12 protein-coding genes are annotated in these 17,917 nt (G+C 47.2%); 10 read left to right on the top strand and 2 right to left on the bottom strand.

What is annotated here, in order from left to right:
- Window positions 1-156 precede the first annotated feature (156 nt).
- From ACMUEV_RS07765 to ACMUEV_RS07785, 5 genes are all read left to right on the top strand, one after another.
- Window positions 157-996 (top strand): C39 family peptidase, encoded by an 840-nt coding sequence (locus tag ACMUEV_RS07765; protein WP_197693248.1) that lies wholly within the window; start codon window positions 157-159, stop codon window positions 994-996.
- Window positions 997-1,340: 344 nt separating this feature from the next.
- Entirely contained in the window at window positions 1,341-3,449 is a 2,109-nt protein-coding gene (locus ACMUEV_RS07770) for a TIGR00300 family protein (RefSeq protein WP_190652720.1), read from the top strand.
- Between the two features lie 214 nt (window positions 3,450-3,663).
- Window positions 3,664-4,869 carry a M20 metallopeptidase family protein gene (locus ACMUEV_RS07775; RefSeq protein ID WP_190652719.1) on the top strand — a complete coding sequence of 402 codons (1,206 nt, stop codon included), beginning with the start codon at window positions 3,664-3,666 and terminating at the stop codon, window positions 4,867-4,869.
- A 277-nt stretch (window positions 4,870-5,146) separates the two neighbouring features.
- Window positions 5,147-5,767, top strand: coding sequence for a superoxide dismutase (locus ACMUEV_RS07780; protein ID WP_199329655.1), 621 nt, complete (start codon window positions 5,147-5,149; stop codon window positions 5,765-5,767).
- 203 nt (window positions 5,768-5,970) lie between these two features.
- Entirely contained in the window at window positions 5,971-6,801 is an 831-nt protein-coding gene (locus tag ACMUEV_RS07785) for a rhodanese-related sulfurtransferase (RefSeq protein WP_190652718.1), read from the top strand.
- A gap of 116 nt (window positions 6,802-6,917) precedes the next feature.
- On the opposite strand, the gene ACMUEV_RS07790 is transcribed toward ACMUEV_RS07785, so the two are convergent.
- Complete coding sequence (locus ACMUEV_RS07790) at window positions 6,918-11,078, bottom strand: DEAD/DEAH box helicase (protein ID WP_190652717.1); 4,161 nt, start codon at window positions 11,076-11,078, stop codon at window positions 6,918-6,920.
- Window positions 11,079-11,251: 173 nt separating this feature from the next.
- On the opposite strand from ACMUEV_RS07790, the gene ACMUEV_RS07795 reads away from it, so the two are divergent.
- Complete coding sequence (locus tag ACMUEV_RS07795; RefSeq protein ID WP_415354753.1) at window positions 11,252-12,391, top strand: pyridoxal phosphate-dependent aminotransferase; 1,140 nt, start codon at window positions 11,252-11,254, stop codon at window positions 12,389-12,391.
- Window positions 12,392-12,759: 368 nt separating this feature from the next.
- Here the strand turns inward: ACMUEV_RS07795 and ACMUEV_RS07800 are convergent, their stop codons facing one another.
- Window positions 12,760-13,128: a hypothetical protein gene (locus ACMUEV_RS07800; RefSeq protein WP_190652716.1), complete on the bottom strand. Its 369-nt coding sequence runs from the start codon at window positions 13,126-13,128 to the stop codon at window positions 12,760-12,762.
- Window positions 13,129-13,237: 109 nt separating this feature from the next.
- Between ACMUEV_RS07800 and ACMUEV_RS07805 the strand changes: the two genes are divergently transcribed.
- The 4 genes from ACMUEV_RS07805 (at window position 13,238) to ACMUEV_RS07820 (ending at window position 17,905) form a co-directional block, all read left to right on the top strand.
- A complete protein-coding gene (locus ACMUEV_RS07805) occupies window positions 13,238-13,363 on the top strand; it encodes a hypothetical protein (protein ID WP_277880441.1) in 126 nt (41 codons plus the stop codon).
- Between the two features lie 206 nt (window positions 13,364-13,569).
- Window positions 13,570-16,920, top strand: coding sequence for a HEAT repeat domain-containing protein (locus ACMUEV_RS07810; RefSeq protein ID WP_190652715.1), 3,351 nt, complete (start codon window positions 13,570-13,572; stop codon window positions 16,918-16,920).
- Window positions 16,921-16,923: 3 nt separating this feature from the next.
- Window positions 16,924-17,163, top strand: a complete 240-nt coding sequence (locus ACMUEV_RS07815) for a UPF0175 family protein (RefSeq protein ID WP_190652714.1) — start codon at window positions 16,924-16,926, stop codon at window positions 17,161-17,163.
- 106 nt (window positions 17,164-17,269) lie between these two features.
- Entirely contained in the window at window positions 17,270-17,905 is a 636-nt protein-coding gene (locus tag ACMUEV_RS07820) for a toll/interleukin-1 receptor domain-containing protein (protein WP_190652713.1), read from the top strand.
- Window positions 17,906-17,917: the final 12 nt, after the last annotated feature.

The raw sequence follows: 17,917 nt of genomic DNA on the forward strand, positions 1-17,917 counted from the left end.
CCTCTGATCTACGGAACCGAGCATTAGAATTCTTGTATAGCAAGGTTACTCATACTGCGTAGCAATTCGGTGACGCAATCTTAAGAATCCTAGTTGGAACTTGTCATCGCTCCCAATCTTTCAGAAAAGATAGAGAAAATTTTCTCTATCTTTTTTTTGTTTCATCCGCAAACCGATCGCGTCTCCCTGTTGTCACAGGCAACCATTTGTCAGGAGCGTCAGATGCTACAACTCAAAGTCTTAGTCAATTCAGTGCTCAAGCAGCAGCCCATCGACTCTAGCAAGCTTCCTGCTGATCAGAAACAGTCGATCGCAGCCGAAACGGTTTTAGAGATTAGCTCGTTTACTGTTGTTGCAGACCATCTCAAAGTTACGTTTGCTGATCGATCGTTTCAAGGTCAAAAAACCTGGATGATCTTCCAACGTCATGCGGTCATTCTCAAAGATGGAAAGGTGAACTTTCCGCAAGCCACTCGTTTAGCCGTACCTTATCTCGATCAGTTAGATAACTCCGATAATCCGTACGGAACTTGCAATGTTACAAGTCTTGCAATGGTGCTGTCTTACTTCCGAGTTCCTCCGCGTAATCCAAGTATCCGCTTTCCTGATGAACTCGATCGCTATTGCACTGAAAAGAATTTAGATCGCCATGAACCCGCAACGATCGCTCAAGTCGCTGAAGATTATGGCTGCCACGATCGCTTTACGCAAACTGCAAGCTTTGAGCAAGTTAAGGAATGGTTAGCTCAGGGCAATCCAGCGATCGTGCATGGTTACTTTACTCCATCCGGACATATCATTTGCATCATTGGCTACAACGAAAAAGGCTTTATCGTCAATGATCCGTATGGTGAATTAATGTTTGATCCAAATCCTGAACTCAGCCACTACGATATCTACACCACAGGTGCAGGACTGACTTATTCTTACAATCTGATCTATCAAACTTGCTGTACAGATCATCAGTTCTGGGTGCATTTCATCTCAAAGCGTTAACTTCGTTTCTGGTTTGCGAGCGTTCTGAGATTCGGAATGCTCTTTTTAATTTAAATTATTTTCGGAATATCTTGCCGTCGTTGAGCACGAGAAGGTTGGCTAATGCAGTTTGTGAGCGCTACGATCGCATTAAGCCTCTCTTCATGAGTTCATCGTTTGCTGACACATTTTAGGAATTAAGCGTTCCCTTTGTTCCTAGAATGGATCGAATGTCTGCCGCTACAAGTTCGACGTTAGCCCAGGATGTCCTGTAGTCATCGATACAACATCGAGACAACCTTGGGGTGCACACTCTCATTCATTGAGGGACACCCCAGAATACACATTTACCCAGATTTTTCTCTATGACATCTTCGATTCGGATTTTGATGTGTGCTCCTGACCATTACGATGTGGATTATGTGATTAATCCGTGGATGGAAGGGAATATTCACAAGTCGTCGCGCGATCGCGCAGTAGAACAATGGCACGGTTTGCATGACTTGATCAAGCAACATGCGATCGTGGATCTGGTCACGCCACAAAAAGGTGTCCCCGATATGGTCTTTACCGCTAATGCGGGTTTAGTACTAGGAGATACGGCTGTCTTGAGTCGTTTTTATCACAAGGAACGGCAGGGAGAAGAACCCTTTTTCAAAGAATGGTTCGAGAACAATGGGTTCACCGTGTACGAGCTTCCGCCAGAACTGCCGTTTGAAGGCGCGGGCGATGCTTTGTTCGATCGTGAAGGACGCTGGCTTTGGGCAGGGTATGGCTTCCGATCTGAATTGGATTCGCATCCTTACTTGGCAAAATGGCTGGATGTCGAAGTGTTATCCCTGCGCTTAATGGATGAGCGCTTTTATCACTTAGATACTTGCTTCTGTCCGTTGAGCAATGGCTATTTGCTTTACTATCCACCTGCGTTTGATGCGTATTCTAATCGCTTGATTGAGATGCGAGTTCCCGCTGAGAAACGCATCGCGATCGCAGAACCTGATGCGGTGAATTTCGCGTGTAATGCGGTGAATCTCGATCATATTGTGATTATGAATAAAGCGAGTGCTGAACTGAAACAGCGCTTAGCAGATGCCGGATTTACAGTGCTAGAAACGCCGCTGACAGAATTTCTCAAAGCTGGAGGAGCCGCAAAATGTTTGACCTTACGGGTGACTGAACCTGTCCGGGTGGAACTTCATGCGGTGGCAACGATCGAGAGCCGAGTGGTGCAACTTGAAGGTCACTTGCTCGATTCGGGTCTGATCAACCGAGCATTGGATGTGATTGTTGAAGCGGGGGGAAGCTTCCAGGTCTTGAATTTCAGCTTGGGAACACAGCGTCAAAGTACGTCTTCTGCGGAAGTGAAGGTATCGGCTCCGTCGCATGATCTGATGGAAACGATCATGTCACAGTTGATCGATTTAGGAGCCTTGCCGCGTCCAACCGAAGTCTGTGATGCTGAACTTGAGGCAGTGGTTCAAGATGGCGTTGCACCGGATGATTTCTATGTGACGACGATTTATCCAACCGAGGTTCGGGTGAATTGCGAATGGGTGAGAGTTGATCGTCAGAGAATGGATGGTGCGATCGCAGTTTCCGCCGATGGTAAAAGTGCTCAGTGTAAATTACTGCGAGATTTGACGACCGACGATCGCGTTGTGGTCGGAGTGGAAGGCATTCGCACGATTCGGAAGACGAGCACTCGCGATCAGCGCAACACTCAAGAATTTAGCTTTATGGGTGCAGGCGTTTCGAGTGAGCGGCGCGTGGAATTAGTCGTTGAGCAGATTGCTTGGGAATTGCGGCAAATTCGCGATCAAGGTGGTCGAGTTGTGGTGACAGCAGGCCCTGTTGTGATTCATACAGGCGGCGGCGAACACTTGGCGAAATTGATTCGAGAAGGCTATGTGCAGGCATTGCTCGGTGGCAATGCGATCGCAGTTCACGACATGGAGCAATCATTGCTCGGGACATCGCTCGGTGTGGATATGAAACGAGGGGTTTCTGTCCGAGGTGGGCATCGCCATCACTTGAAAGTGATCAACACAGTCCGGAGCTACGGTAGCATTGCCAAAACTGTGGAAGCAGGTGTGCTCAAGAGTGGCATCTTGTACGAATGCGTTCGGAATGATATTCCATTCTCGCTTGCTGGATCGATTCGTGATGATGGTCCATTGCCCGATACGAAGATGGATCTGATCGAAGCACAGCAAGATTATGCGCGTTTGATCGAAGGCGCAGACATGATTTTGATGTTGTCTTCGATGTTGCATTCGATCGGGGTAGGCAATATGACCCCATCGGGCGTGAAGATGGTGTGTGTTGATATCAATCCAGCAGTTGTGACGAAACTCAGCGATCGTGGTTCGGTTGAATCGGTTGGCGTTGTGACCGATGTAGGCTTGTTCTTGAGTTTGTTGGTGCAGCAACTTGAGAAATTGACGAGTGCTTATCGCTTGGCTGAGAAAGTGTAAGCGGAGTGGGGAGATGGGGAGTGGGGAGAAACCAGGCTTAGCTCGCTCCTTATCCTCTACAGATTTTGTGATGAACTACTAGAGCTGCTAGAAGCCGGATTTTTCAGAAAAATCCGGCTTCTATTTTTAGGGCACGATCCCATCAGGAGTGAAGTTTGCGATAGTGGAAGTCTAAGCTTAGAGTTTTCCTATCACGAAAAAGGTTTTTCCTATCATGGTTTCTACTTTCCTAAGTTCACCTTCAGTCGATGTTTCACAAATTCGACTGGAAATTCGATCGCTGCAAGCTCAACTCGTCACCTGGCGCAGACAACTTCATCAACGTCCTGAACTCGGCTTTCGCGAACAGTTAACGGCTGAATTTATCACCCAAAAACTTCAGGAATGGCAGATTCCACACGAAACCGGAATTGCAAAAACCGGAATTGTCGCCACGATCGCAGGAAATCGTCCGGGTCGAGTCTTGGCAATTCGAGCCGATATGGATGCGTTGCCGATTCAAGAGCAAAATGATGTGCCCTATAAGTCGCAGCATGATGGACTGATGCACGCTTGCGGACATGATGGACATGTGACGATCGCGCTTGGAACAGCTTATTATCTGTCGCAACATCGTGATTTTTCAGGCACGGTAAAAATCATTTTCCAACCCGCTGAAGAAGGGCCAGGTGGAGCAAAACCGATGATCGAAGCAGGGGTTCTCAAAAATCCAGATGTCGATGCGATCGTCGGATTGCATATTTGGAATAATTTGCCCTTGGGAATGGTGGGTGTGCGGACTGGGGCATTGATGGCAGCCGTGGAAACGTTTGACTTCACGATCGTTGGGAAAGGCGGACATGGAGCAATTCCGCAACAAACGATCGATTCTGTTTTGGTCGGTGCTCAAATCGTGAATACGCTGCAAACGATCGTGGCGCGGAACGTTGATCCGATCGATTCAGCAGTCGTGACGGTCGGTGAATTCCATTCTGGGACAGCTTGTAATGTGATTGCGGCTTCAGCGCGGCTCAGAGGCACAGTCCGCTACTTTAACCCCAAATATGCGGGATATTTTGCGCAACGGATTGAACAGATCGTCGCCGGAATTTGTCAGGCACATGGCGCAACGTATGAATTCAACTATGACGTACTGTATCCGCCTGTGATTAATGATGGCGCGATCGCGGATTTAGTTCGGTCGATCGCGGAAACGGTGATCGAATCGCCCTTAGGAGTTGTGCCGGATTGCCAAACGATGGGGGGCGAAGATATGGCGTTCTTTCTGCAAGAAGTTCCAGGCTGCTATTTCTTCTTAGGATCGGCTAATTCAGAGAAAGGATTAGATTTTCCACACCACCATCCTCGATTCGATTTTGATGAAACGGTATTGGGGATGGGTGTCGAGTTCTTTGTCCGCATTGTTGAGACGTTTCGCTGAAACGACTGAGCGAAGTTTGTAGAAATCAAGAATTATCCATGTTAGGGGCATTTGCCCCTTTTTTAATGAGAATCAGTATCAAGATAGATGTTGTCAGCATTTTCTAAAATATTCGGATTCAAAAGGCTTTTTGCCCCTAATTGTACGGTTAACCCGCCCTAGAATTTCGGATTTACTAATGCAACTCAAAATCAGAATGACTATGATTTAGATATTAAAGCTGACTTGTCACTTCAGCCAACAAGTTTTCGGACAATTCATTGGAGAGATTCAAATCATGGCTTTTGAACTGAAACCGTTACCTTATGCTTACGATGCGTTGGAGCCTTACATTGATGCAACGACGATGCAACTCCATCACGATAAGCACCATGCCGCTTATGTGAATAACTTGAACGCAGCGATCGAGAAACATAGCGACCTACAAAGTATGTCTGTTGAGGATCTCGTGACTCACCTCGATCGAGTTCCTGAAGATGTTCGTACTACTGTCCGCAACAATGCAGGTGGGCATGTGAACCATACAATGTTCTGGGAAATTATGGGCGCAAATGGTAGCGGCGCACCGACTGGAGCAATTTCTGAAGCGATTAACAATTCCTTCAGTAGTTTTGATGCCTTTAAGCAGCAGTTTAATGATGCAGGTACAAAACGTTTTGGTAGCGGTTGGGTTTGGCTTGTGCGATCGCAACAGGGCGATTTGCAAATTCTTTCAACGCCAAATCAAGATAGCCCGCTGATAGATGGTCATACGCCGATTATGGGAAATGACGTTTGGGAACATGCTTACTATTTGAAGTATCAGAACCGACGACCGGAATATCTCAATGCTTGGTGGAATGTCTTGAATTGGGAAGAGATTAACCGTCGATTCGATGCGGCGATGAGCGGGCATTAATCTATCGATGATTAGAATCATCCACTTGTGTGATCTCGATCACTCACAGTATCATTAACCACAGACATACTGTAGAAGACTCAACTTTAGCCGAGTCATCAACAGGGAACACACGACTGGCCGACAGATTTCTCAGGAAGACTGTCGGTTTTTATTATTTAGACAGAAAACGCTAAACTAGAATCCCTGATTCTTCGTATCTCATGTTGGTTGCTGCTTTTTACAAGTTCGTTTCTCTCCCAGATTATGTGGAGTTGCGCGCTCCCTTGCTGGCACTGTGTCAAGAGCAAGAAATTCGTGGCACGATTTTGCTGGCGCAAGAAGGAATTAATGGCACGATCGCGGGATCAAGACCTGCGATCGCTCAAGTTCTCGACTATCTCCGCAGCGATTCAAGATTTGCTGACCTGAACGTGAAAGAATCTGAAACCGAATCGCGGATGTTCGATCGCTTAAAGATCAAACTCAAAAAAGAAATCGTCACCTTAGGAATTCCCGAAGTCGATCCGACTCAGCAAGTTGGAACCTATGTGAAACCGCAAGAGTGGAATGCGGTGATTTCTGATCCTGAGACGATCGTGATTGACGTGCGCAATCGATTTGAGGTCAGTGTCGGCAGTTTTGAAGGGGCGATCGATCCTGAAACTGCTTCGTTTCGACAGTTTCCAGACTATGTGCGATCGCAGCTTGACCCAACGCAGCACCAGAAAGTTGCGATGTTCTGCACAGGTGGAATTCGCTGCGAAAAAGCTTCGGCGTATCTGCTGTCTCAAGGATTTAAGCAGGTCTATCACTTGGAAGGCGGGATTCTCAAGTATTTAGAAGAAGTGCCTTCAGAGGAGAGCTTGTGGCGGGGTGAATGTTTTGTGTTTGACCAACGGGTGGCAGTGACGCAAGGAGTCAAAGATGGCTCGTATGATATGTGCTATGCCTGCGGACATCCAATCTCTCTCGATGAAAAAGCCTCTCCTCTATATCAAGAAGGAATTTCTTGCCCATATTGTTCAGAGACTTGTTCGGAGTCATCAGAGTGATTCGGAGCCATCAGAAATTGAACGAGAATCTAACGATTGCTACTCTTAAAGTCAAAGTGCTTTGTGATCGCATTCTCTTCAGAAGCTTGATTGGTACTGGCAAAGCTTGAACTGATTTAACCTTCTTGAATCAAGTGAAGCAGTTCATCGGTCGAGATTTTGCCGCTGACTTCTGTGCCTTCGAGTAGACTGTCTGCTAGCTCGCGTTTGTGTTGATGGAGATCAACAATCTTATCTTCGATCGTGTCTTTTGCCACGAGTCGATAAATGGTTACTGGACGCTGCTGACCAATTCGATGTGCGCGATCGCTGGCTTGATCTTCAACAGCAGGATTCCACCACGGATCCATATGAATCACATAGTCTGCGGCTGTCAGATTGAGTCCTGTTCCTCCTGCTTTCAGGCTAATTAAGAACACATCGCCTTCCCCTGCTTGGAAAGCATTAATGCGCTTCTTGCGTTCAGGGGTTGAAGTCGAACCATCGAGATATTGATAAGCGATCGCTTTTTCTTTCAATAGTTCTTGCAAAATTTTGAGATGATCGACAAATTGACTAAAGACTAGAACTTTATGTTTGTTGTCGAGTAACTCGTCTAGCACTTCGCCAAACAGTTGCAGCTTTGCACTGGGAAGTGGAGAATCTGGTGTTACTAAGCGAGTATTACAGCACGAACGACGAAGCTTCATAATCTCAGCTAAGACTTGCAGGTGCTTCTGTCCCGCAGTTGCATCGGATTCTGCAAGACGCTGCATTGCGCTTTTTCTCAGTGCTTCATAGAAAAGTCGTTCGTCAGTACTCAACTCGACATGAAGGACAATCTCAGTTCGAGAAGGCAATTCTTGTAAGACCTGAGTTTTAGTCCGGCGCAGGATGAACGGTTGAATCAGTTTTCTTAAGCGAGTTCGGGCTTGTTTATCTTCAAATCGTTCGATTGGAGTCGCAAAACGTTCGTTAAAGTGCTCAAGCGAACCGAGTAAACCAGGATTGATAAATCGGAAGAGATTCCACAATTCGCCTAAGTGATTCTCGATCGGGGTTCCGGTCGTAATCAGTTTGAAGCCGCCTCTGAGGTTCATTGCAGCTTGCGATCGCTTAGTTGCAAAGTTCTTAATCGATTGAGCTTCATCCAGCACAATGGTTTGCCATTCGATTTGAGCTAGCTTTTGGGCAACGTCATCTTGCTGAAGTAAGCCATAGCTGCAAATCAAAATGTCAAACGGTTGTAGACGATCGAGAACTTTTTGGCGATCGCCACTTCCAAACTGCACAACATTCAATGTTGGAGCAAAGCGCTCAACCTCACTAATCCAGTTCAAACAAACCGAAGTTGGAGCGATGACTAAAGTTGCTCCATTTGCGGCGCGGGTGAGGATTAGGGCGATCGATTGCAACGTTTTACCTAATCCCATTCCATCGGCTAAACAGGCTCCTACGCCCCAGTGAGCAAGCTTTGCCATCCAGCGAAATCCTTCGATTTGATAGTCGCGTAGTTCGGCTTGTAGCGTTGAAGGAAGAACCGGATCGAGAGATTCTACTTCTTTGAGCTTTTGAATGTGTTTTTGCCAATATTGGTCGGCTTTTAGTTCGCCAATTTCATCGATCCAATCCTCGATCGCAACTGCGGCAAGTGGATGAAATCGAGTTTTCTTGCCTTGCTGTTCTGCGATCGCTCGAAATTCATCGAGTCGTTTGCGAAACTCTTTGGTGAGTGCGAGAAACTGACCATCTTCTAGACGAATAAATCGACTGTTCGATTGTCCTAATAGTTCTAACAGTCGTTGCATTTCCAGCACTGAGTCTTCGTCAATTCTCAGTTCACCGCTTGCTTCAAACCAATCTCGCTGGCGTTGAATCTTCATCTGAAAATTGCCGATTCCAACTTCGCGGCGAATGCGGAACTTTTCACCTTCGGGATGAGAAATAATAATGCGATCGCCCAATTCCTGAAGCTCTAGCAATAGCTCCAAACAATCCTCTGGATCTTCAATGAGCCATTCGCCATCTTCTTGCTCATGTTCCATTAAAATATCGCAGTCGAGCATGGCATCATTTGCCAATTTTCGTTCTAGCTTCAGGTCTCGTGTAGTCTGTAATCGCTGACCTTCGACTTCTGCAATGACAGTTTCTCCGCCCATTCCAGGACGATAGTATGATCCACCCGTTGCAAAGGGACGAACTAATACGGCAACTCTCAGCCCGGATCGTGCAGGCAGAAGATGAAAATTAGGAGTTGGGTCAGCAGGTACTTCTTCAGCACTCACACCACCACCGATATCTGAATGAACGGTCACCAGTCCAGAGATTGCGTGAATCGCATTGAGCACTCGATCTTTCGCTTGTTCAGGGACTTCTAATTTGTTGCGCGATCCTAGAATTTCTCCAATTCGTCGATGCTCAGCCGTCAGTTCAATAATTTTCAGCCGAGTTGGACTTTCTTTGATTAATAAAATGCTTTGATTGTCTTTGAGAGCCGGAGATAGTTCTAAGGTTAAGCGATCGTGCTTTCCCTTTTTCACAATCAATTCTGGCTCACCTCGGACTACCTCAATCCTTGTGCCTGGTGCATCGTCCCAAAAGACATAGGGATGACCGATTAAACCTAGAATTGCTTTCTCGTCAAATCGATAATCGACCTGTCCATAATATCCGCCTGATGAATAAGCTTTGAGTCCAGCACAAATTTTCTGATCTTGCTCGGTTAAGTAAGGAAAATCCTCACTTGATCGCACTAAACGCTTCAAGGCAACATTTCGACCTTTTCCCCATTCGCCTTTTGCATTCAAAGATTGCTCTTTGGGTTGAATTGTCCAAGAGCTAGCATACATTGTAATAAACCAAGCTAAGCGCTGTTTTGTTTCGGAAGGTTCAGAAACAACGGGAGCTTGATTGAGGTTTGTCAATGCATTTAGGCAAAGCTCCCAAGGTTCGAGTGACTTGACTAAATCAACTAAAGGTACAATTTCCGTTGATCGCTGAAGTTGTTCTGCAATTTCAGCAAATTCGCTCTTGGGTTTGAATCGTGAGAGTAACATAGCAACTTCTAGCGCGACCCAGTAATAACCTGATGCCTGAGCTTGAGCATAGAAAGCACTGAGTCCGCCTGAAAGTCTTGATTTCGCAGTCGATGCATCTGTCCAGTAAACGACTAGGGCATTCACAATGGTTTCGATGCCATGCTGATGTCGATAAGGAGCTAAATCGAGAATCCAATCTTTCTGACCAATGTCTCCTTGCTGAAGCTGAATGATTTTCTCTAGCGTTTCATAGGTTGGACTCAGCCAATTCTTTGCCTGTTTTCCAATCCCTGCATAGGTTTTAGCTTCACTCAATTGAGCGGTCGATCCCGCTTTTAGCAATGCCAAGATGAAAAAGATGCCAAGTAGCCCGCTGAAATAGGCTTTGCGTTTGCCGATAGCTTTGCGAAAGGCAGCAAGCCCGATTGTATATTGTGCGATCGCAGTCTCGAAATCCCCGCTTAACGTTTTTAGCCATCCGGATAATGCGGCACTTGGCTCTGCGGGCAGGCTGTTCAAAGTAGCTTGTGCTTCAGCAAGTTTTCCTCTCAGTAACAGTTGCTCGACTAAAAGCAGCGGTTGCCACCTGAATTTAGTCTTGTTTTGCTGACAATCTTCCTGAAGCAGTGTAAATGCTTCATTCGCAGGAACGAATTGCTGCACGGAATGATTCAAAATTCCGAGGAGGACTGTTTCATATAAAGGTGCTGGCAATGAGCGCACCCACTCTGCATCAAATGAACGATTACAGACTTGAAAGATGGCTTCATCGATCGTGATTTTTGTTCGATTGAAACTGTAGCGAGAGTAGTGCTCAAACTGTTTGCTGGCGTAGGTGAGATCGTTTCGATAAATGCCGATGCGAAATTCGCGCAAAAACTGTTGCTCAGTCTTGAAATATTTAGCGCTGCCTGAAAGTACTTGAATGGGATTCACTGCCTCAATCGCGGCGACCAGGGTTTCAAACTTGTTGTCTGCGATCGCGTCCCGAGTTGCAATTTCAACGATCGCTGGATTGCACTGAAACCCGTTTGAAACTTGCACTAAGATTTCATCATTGATTAAGCGATCGAGTCTCGTCTTCAGCATCGCATCGCTCAAGACTTTCCCACCCTCTCTGATCCCCGCATGCTGGAGACATTTCAAACAAGCTGCACGGTATATCGGTTCATACATAACCGAGAACACCTGTACGATTTGGCGCTTGATCTTGTCTAATTTGCGATAGCGATTGAGAATCTGAGCGTGATCATCACTCATAAGCGTTTAGCTCAATGAAGTTTAATCAGGATAACAAGAAATTTAGGCTGCTCTCAAACCTGAATTCCCAAAAAAATTAGCATTTAAGATCAGGGGATCACGTTAAGATCTAAATCCTAATTTAACCTCCGCGTTCTGGAACTGATATGAAACTGGCAGGAAGAGTAAGTCAGGTGACTCCATCCCTCACCCTCGCGATCGACGCAAAAGCCAAGGCGATGAAGCGTGACGGTATTGATGTCTGTAGCTTTAGCGCAGGCGAACCCGATTTCGATACGCCAGACCATATCAAGCAAGCGGCGGTTGATGCGTTAAAACAAGGTAAAACTCGATACGGCCCTGCTGCTGGAGAACCGCTCTTAAGAGAAGCGATCGCGCACAAACTGCAAACCGAGAATCAACTCTCCTATGCTCCCGAAAATATCATCGTGACGAATGGCGGTAAACATTCGCTCTACAACTTGATGATGGCAATGATTGATCCGGGCGATGAAGTGATCATTCCGGCTCCCTATTGGGTGAGTTATCCCGAAATGGTCAAACTCGCGGGGGGTGTGCCTGTGATCGTCAAAACTACTGCCGAAACGGGCTACAAAATTACGCCAGAGCAGTTGCGCCAAGCGATTACGGATAAAACGCAGCTTTTCATTCTCAACTCGCCCTCGAATCCCACGGGTATGGTTTACACGCCGGATGAGATTCGCGCGATCGCTCAAGTGATCGTTGAGAAAAATATCTACGTGGTTTCAGACGAAATCTATGAGCGCTTGCTCTATGACGGTGCAGAGCATTTGAGCATTGGGGCAGTGAGTCCAGAAGCATTTGAGCGAACCATTATCAGTCATGGATTTGCCAAAGCTTATTCGATGACGGGCTGGCGAGTCGGCTATCTCGCGGGGAATCTGGATTTAATCAAAGCGGTGACGAAGATTCAAGGGCATAGCACCTCGAATGTCTGTACGTTTGCTCAATATGGCGCGATCGCGGCGTATGAAGGCTCACAAGATTGTGTCGAGAAGATGCGCCAAGCCTTTGCTGAGCGGCGACAGGTGATGTTTGACGGGGTGACTGCGATTCCCAAATTAACTTGTGTAAAACCGGATGGAGCTTTCTATCTGTTTATCAACATTAGTCAGCTCGGCATGACTTCGCTTGAGTTTTGTGATGGTTTGCTGACAGAACAGAAAGTTGCCGGAATTCCAGGAATTGCATTTGACGCAGACGATCATATTCGCTTCTCTTACGCGACGGATATGAATACGATCGAGCGAGGACTCGATCGCTTAGCTGCCTTTGTCAAATCTAAGATCTGATTGGTTTGGCAGAGCATCGAATCGCGTTTGTCTGAGCAAATGGAATTCGATGCTACATCAGCAAAGTATGCCTGCATGTTCGAGCAGGGTGTTTTAAAGGTTTTCTTCAGGTTCCTCGCTCCGTTCTATCTCGCCCCGGAATGAATTCGGGGCTAACAGTGCGAAGTCCTTTGAAAAGGACTGAAGACCCTATTCTGATTGGCTGTTCGTCCCTTGAGTGGACTTCGTTCTGTTAGCCCGGATTTTCAATCACGGGCGGGTGAATGCAATGAACGATTACTTCTCAAACGTCCTCTAACAGCCATTGTTTTCAGATCAGTATGCTGCTAGTTTTGTGCACATTGCTCGAATTCCATTGAGGAACAGTCTTAATTACGATCGGCAACGGCTGCTTTGGCTCGACGAGTGGGTAATTTGCGATCGGATTTGCGTTTGAGTCCGATGGCGACGGCTTCTTTACCATCGGAGCCGAATTGTCCTCGAACGGCTTCTTTCATGGCGAGAACGGCATTGTGAAAGTCTTGTTCTGCTTGGCGTGCAGCTTCTGCGGCTTCGCGGGCGAGAACTTGCTGTTCGGTTTCGAGTTGTTGTTTGGCGAGCATGGTGCGGTAAGCGGTTTGTAAGCCTTCGGTGGTGGCTTCTGGGCGATGGGTTTGGTAACCGGAGATGGTGCTTAGTCCGTTTATGGATGCGACATCTTGTTGAAGGACATCGCGGGAGATTCGTTTCGTTGGCATTGGAGTTGATCCTCTGTCTGAAGGTTTGGTTTATTATGCCCAGGAATGATTTACGACTAAAGTCTAGAGAATGAGTTGGTTTTGACATTGCAAAACGGTAGTTCGAGTCGTGCAGATTGAGAAACGTTGTCGGAATTCAGTAAATCCCGCAGGCGAATCGAGATCGACGAAAGGCGAATCGAAATGGCGCGATCGAATTATGTATATTCCGCAGGGCGAATCGAATGCGACGTAGGGCGAATCGAAATGGCGCGATCGAATTATGTATATTCCGCAGGGCGAATCGAATGCGACGCAGGGCGAATCGAATACGATGCAGGGGAAATTCGATTCGCCCTCATTTCTTTTTGATTGTGAACAAAAGAAATGCTTCATCTCCCCGGTATTTCAAGTCTGGATGTGTAGGATAAAAGACAAGCCCTTTCTCCTGTTGCTCGATCGATGTCCTCTCAATTTCAGCCCTATCTGGAATCGATTCTGAAAGCTTATGAATCGCGATCGCGATTTTATACGCAAACGGATGCGGAAGGTCGGGAGACGTGTTTAGGCTTGATGGTGAAAACGGCGGAAGAGACTAGACCGGGCGAAAGAGATCGAGAAAAAGAACGAGAACAGATTGAACGATTGCCTGTGCTGGAAGGATTGCAGAAATATGCTTCAGAGCACAAGCACGTTTTGCTGGTAGGTCGTCCGGGATCGGGGAAGTCAACGGCATTAGAGCAATTGTTGTTGGAATTGGCAAGGAAAGCGCAAGCGGATGAAGCGTTGCCGATTCCAGTATTGGTGCAGTTGAAAGCGGATCGACCAATTTTGGCATTGATTCGAGAAACGTTACGACGGCATCGGTTGCTTTTGAAGGATAACGACTGTGTAGATGAACTGCTCTTTGAAGGAAAACTGCTGCTGCTGTTGGATGGTGTGAACGAAATTCCTCAAGAGTCATTACGGCGAGAATTGGAGCAGTTTCGAGAAGATAATAGCGCTGTGCCGATGGTGTTTACGACCCGTGATTTGGAACTGGGTGGAACACTGGGCGTTGAGAAAAAGCTGAAGATGCAGCCTTTGACTCCTGAGCAGCTAAAGGAGTTTGTGCAAAAGTATTTGGGGATAAAAGGAGAAGCGCTTTTAAGGGGGTTGAACGATCGCTTAAAGGAGTTAACGGAAACGCCATTGTTGTTGAAAATGCTCTGTGATGTCTATGGGTTACAGGGGGAATTGCCACGGAGTCGAGGGGAGTTATTCCGCGCGTTTGACCAGAAGTATGAGGAAATTAAGGGCAACCCGCCGATTTCGGCAGATTCTCGGCGGTTTAAGTCTGAGCTATTGCAGCATCTGGCATTTGGAATGTTGGAGGGGGATGCGCTGGAGCCACAATTGAGATTGTCTAGAACGGAAGCAGAGCAGAGATTAGAGGAATTGCTAAAAGGGCGAGTCGATGCACCTGGGCAGAAGGCGAAGGAATGGTTAGAGGATTTGCTGGAGCATCATCTATTGCAGGTGGCGGACGATCCGAAGGAGATTGAGTTTCATCACCAACTGTTTTTGGAATATTATGCAGCAGAGTGTTTGCTAAATCGGGTTGCTCGACTAGAGGATGAGCAACTGCAACAGAAGTATTTGAATTTTCTGAAGTGGACGGAGCCTGTAGCGATGCTGCTGGTGCTGGTAGATGAAGCGCAGGCGGAACGAGTGATCAGGCTGGCGTTACAGGTTGATTGGAGGATGGGATCGAGATTCGCCGGGACAGTAAAGCCAGAGTTTCAGAAGAAGACCGTTAGATTTGTGGAGGAATTGAAGGTTCCCGATTGGTTGAAAGTTGAGTGTTTGGGGGAAATGCGATCGGAAAGCGCGATCCCTGAATTGCTCGAACGGTTGGAAGATGATCACTCTAATGTTCGTGAGAGAGCAGCATTTGCGTTAGGCAAGCTAAGAAGTGAAGCTGCAATTCCTGAATTGCTCGAACGATTGGAACATGCTGACTCTGACGTGCGTGGGAGAGCAGCAGATGCGTTAGGCAAGATAGGAAGCGAAGCTGCAATTCCTGGATTGCTCGAACGATTGGAGCATGCTGACTCTGACGTGCGTGGGAGAGCAGCAGATGCGTTAGGTGAGATAGGAAGTGAAGCTGCAATTCCTGGATTGCTTGAACGGTTGGAAGATCCTGACTCTGATGTGCGTTGGATCGCAGCGATTGCGTTAGGTGAGATAGGAAGTGAAGCTGCAATTCCTGGATTGCTTGAACGGTTAGAGCATGCTGACTCTGACGTGCGTGGGAGTGCAGCATTTGCGTTAGGTGAGATAGGAAGTGAAGCTGCAATTCCTGGATTGCTTGAACGGTTAGAGCATGCTGACTCTAATGTGCGTGGGAGTGCAGCATTTGCGTTAAGCAAGATAAGAAGTAAAGCTGCAATTCATGCATTGCTTGAACGGTTAGAACATGCTGACTCTGATATGCGTTGGAGTGCAGCATTTGCGTTAGGTGAGATAGGAAGTGAAGCTGCAATTCCTGGATTGCTCGAACGATTGGAAGATCCTGACTCTGATGTGCGTAGAAGTGCAGCAGATGCGTTAGGCAAGATAGGAAGTGAAGCTGCAATTCCTGGATTGCTTGAACGGTTAGAGCATGCTGACTCTGATGTGCGTGGGAGAGCAGCATTTGCGTTAGGTGAGATAGGAAGTGAAGCTGCAATTCCTGGATTGCTTGAACGGTTAGAGCATGCTGACTCTAATGTGCGTGGGAGAGCAGCATTTGCGTTAGGCAAGATAAGAAGTGAAGCTGCAATTCCTGGATTGCTCGAACGATTGGAACATGCTGACTCTAATGTGCGTGGGAGAGCAGCATTTGCGTTAGGCAAGATAGGAAGCGAAGCTGCAATTCCTGGATTGCTCAAACGATTGGAAGATCCTGACTCTGATGTGCGTAGAAGTGCAGCAGATGCGTTAGGCAAGATAGGAAGTGAAGCTGCAATTCCTGGATTGCTCGAACGGTTGGAAGATCCTGACTCTGATGTGCGTAGAAGTGCAGCAGATGCGTTAGGCAAGATAGGAAGTGAAGCTGCAATTCCTGGATTGCTCAAACGATTGGAACATGCTGACTCTGACGTGCGTAGAAGTGCAGCATTTGCGTTAGACAGCACTACAGAAAAACATGCAGAAACGATCGCTCAACACCTCCCTCATCTTCTAACCTTAATCCCAACCGATTCAGGTGAAGATGCTTATCGCGTCACCCTCGCCACCCAGAGGAACTGCAAATATTACAACTACGAAATCTATCAAGCCTATCTAGAAGCGCAGAAGCACGATCGACAAACTCCACAAAACAGCGATCTCACACACACAATCATCAATAACTATCCCAACGTTACCGACGTTAAACAAACTATCATGAGCAACTCATCTAAATACAACTTCCCCAACGCTCAGAAAGTTCAAATCTTTGAGCAAGTGAACACCTACATCGAAAACAACCATCCCACAGATCCCGAAATCAAAAAAGCGATCGCTGACCTCACACTTCTCCTCACTCAACTCCAAACGCAACATCCCCAAGTCAAGACCGAATCTCAAGCCCTCACCATTCTCGATGCAGAATTTACCGAAATTCAACACTCCACAACTCATCCCCTCGTCACCCTCCGCCAACAACTGCTCAATCCAGAGCGTCATCTCCAAGCCATCAAAGCCACCCTCGCAGAAATCGCCAAACACTACCTCGAAGAAAGCGTCTGGTCAAAAGCAGCAATTACCTATCTCGATAAAATGAGTGAAACCCCCGACCAAGGAGCCTAAATCATGCAAATCACGATCGACATCCCCGACTCTCTCCACCTCAGCGAAGCCGAACTCCGCAGCGAACTCGCGATCGCGCTTTTCCAGCAAGATCGCGTCAGCCTCGGTAGCGCCAGCAAAATCGCAGGAATGCACATCATGGACTTCCAAAAGCTGATCAGCGATCGCGGCATCTGCATCCATTACGATGTTGAAGAATTCCAACAAGACGTGCAACATCTTCAAGAACGCGGCTGGCTATGATCATCGTCAGTGACACCTCCGCGATTGGAAACTTAGCGATCGTCAACCGTCTTTGGCTACTTCAGATCATCTATAGCAAAGTGAGTACCTTACAAGAGCTTCCAGAATGAGCAATCCATCCAAGTACAACTTCCCCAATGCTCAGAAAGTCCAAATCTTCGAGCGAGTCGATACCTACATCGAAAACAACAATCCCTCAACTTCTGAAAGTAAAACCTCATCTGCTTCATCTGCTGCAAATCCAGAAAAATCATCCACTTCTTCAGATACTCCGTTCACCCTCTTCTACTCCTACGCCCACGCAGACGAAACCCTCCGCGACGAACTCAACAAACATCTCAAGCTCCTTCAACGCCAAAGAATTATCACAGCTTGGCACGATCGCAACATCACCGCCGGAACCGAATGGGCAACCGCGATCGATCAAAACCTCAACACCGCCGACATCATCCTGCTCCTCATCAGCGCCAACTTCCTCGCCTCCGACTACTGCTACGAAACAGAACTCACTCGCGCCCTCGATCGTCACACAAAAGGCGAAGCCCGCATCATCCCCATCATTCTCAAACCCTGCGACTGGGAATCCGCCCCCTTCGGCAAACTCCAAGCGCTCCCCATTGCTCACGGAGCAGGCGCAAAAGCCATCACAACTTGGAGCAATCAAGATGAAGCATTTTTAGCGATCGTCAAAGGCATCCGCAAAGCTGCCGAAGAGATCCGGCAAAAGAAAACCTCAAGTTAAAATCAAACTATC

The organism is Leptolyngbya sp. FACHB-1624, assembly GCF_047649235.1.
GTDB classification, from domain to species: Bacteria; Cyanobacteriota; Cyanobacteriia; order Leptolyngbyales; family Leptolyngbyaceae; genus Leptolyngbya; species Leptolyngbya boryana.

What these genes read in the sequence shown, in the direction of transcription:
- ACMUEV_RS07770 (WP_190652720.1), top strand. Translation starts at nt 1,341, where the DNA reads ATGACATCTTCGATTCGGATTTTGATGTGTGCTCCTGACCATTACGAT.
- ACMUEV_RS07775 (WP_190652719.1), top strand. Translation starts at nt 3,664, where the DNA reads ATGGTTTCTACTTTCCTAAGTTCACCTTCAGTCGATGTTTCACAAATT.
- ACMUEV_RS07780 (WP_199329655.1), top strand. Translation starts at nt 5,147, where the DNA reads ATGGCTTTTGAACTGAAACCGTTACCTTATGCTTACGATGCGTTGGAG.
- ACMUEV_RS07785 (WP_190652718.1), top strand. Translation starts at nt 5,971, where the DNA reads ATGTTGGTTGCTGCTTTTTACAAGTTCGTTTCTCTCCCAGATTATGTG.
- ACMUEV_RS07790 (WP_190652717.1), bottom strand. Translation starts at nt 11,078, where the DNA reads ATGAGTGATGATCACGCTCAGATTCTCAATCGCTATCGCAAATTAGAC.
- ACMUEV_RS07800 (WP_190652716.1), bottom strand. Translation starts at nt 13,128, where the DNA reads ATGCCAACGAAACGAATCTCCCGCGATGTCCTTCAACAAGATGTCGCA.
- ACMUEV_RS07810 (WP_190652715.1), top strand. Translation starts at nt 13,570, where the DNA reads ATGTCCTCTCAATTTCAGCCCTATCTGGAATCGATTCTGAAAGCTTAT.
- ACMUEV_RS07815 (WP_190652714.1), top strand. Translation starts at nt 16,924, where the DNA reads ATGCAAATCACGATCGACATCCCCGACTCTCTCCACCTCAGCGAAGCC.
- ACMUEV_RS07820 (WP_190652713.1), top strand. Translation starts at nt 17,270, where the DNA reads ATGAGCAATCCATCCAAGTACAACTTCCCCAATGCTCAGAAAGTCCAA.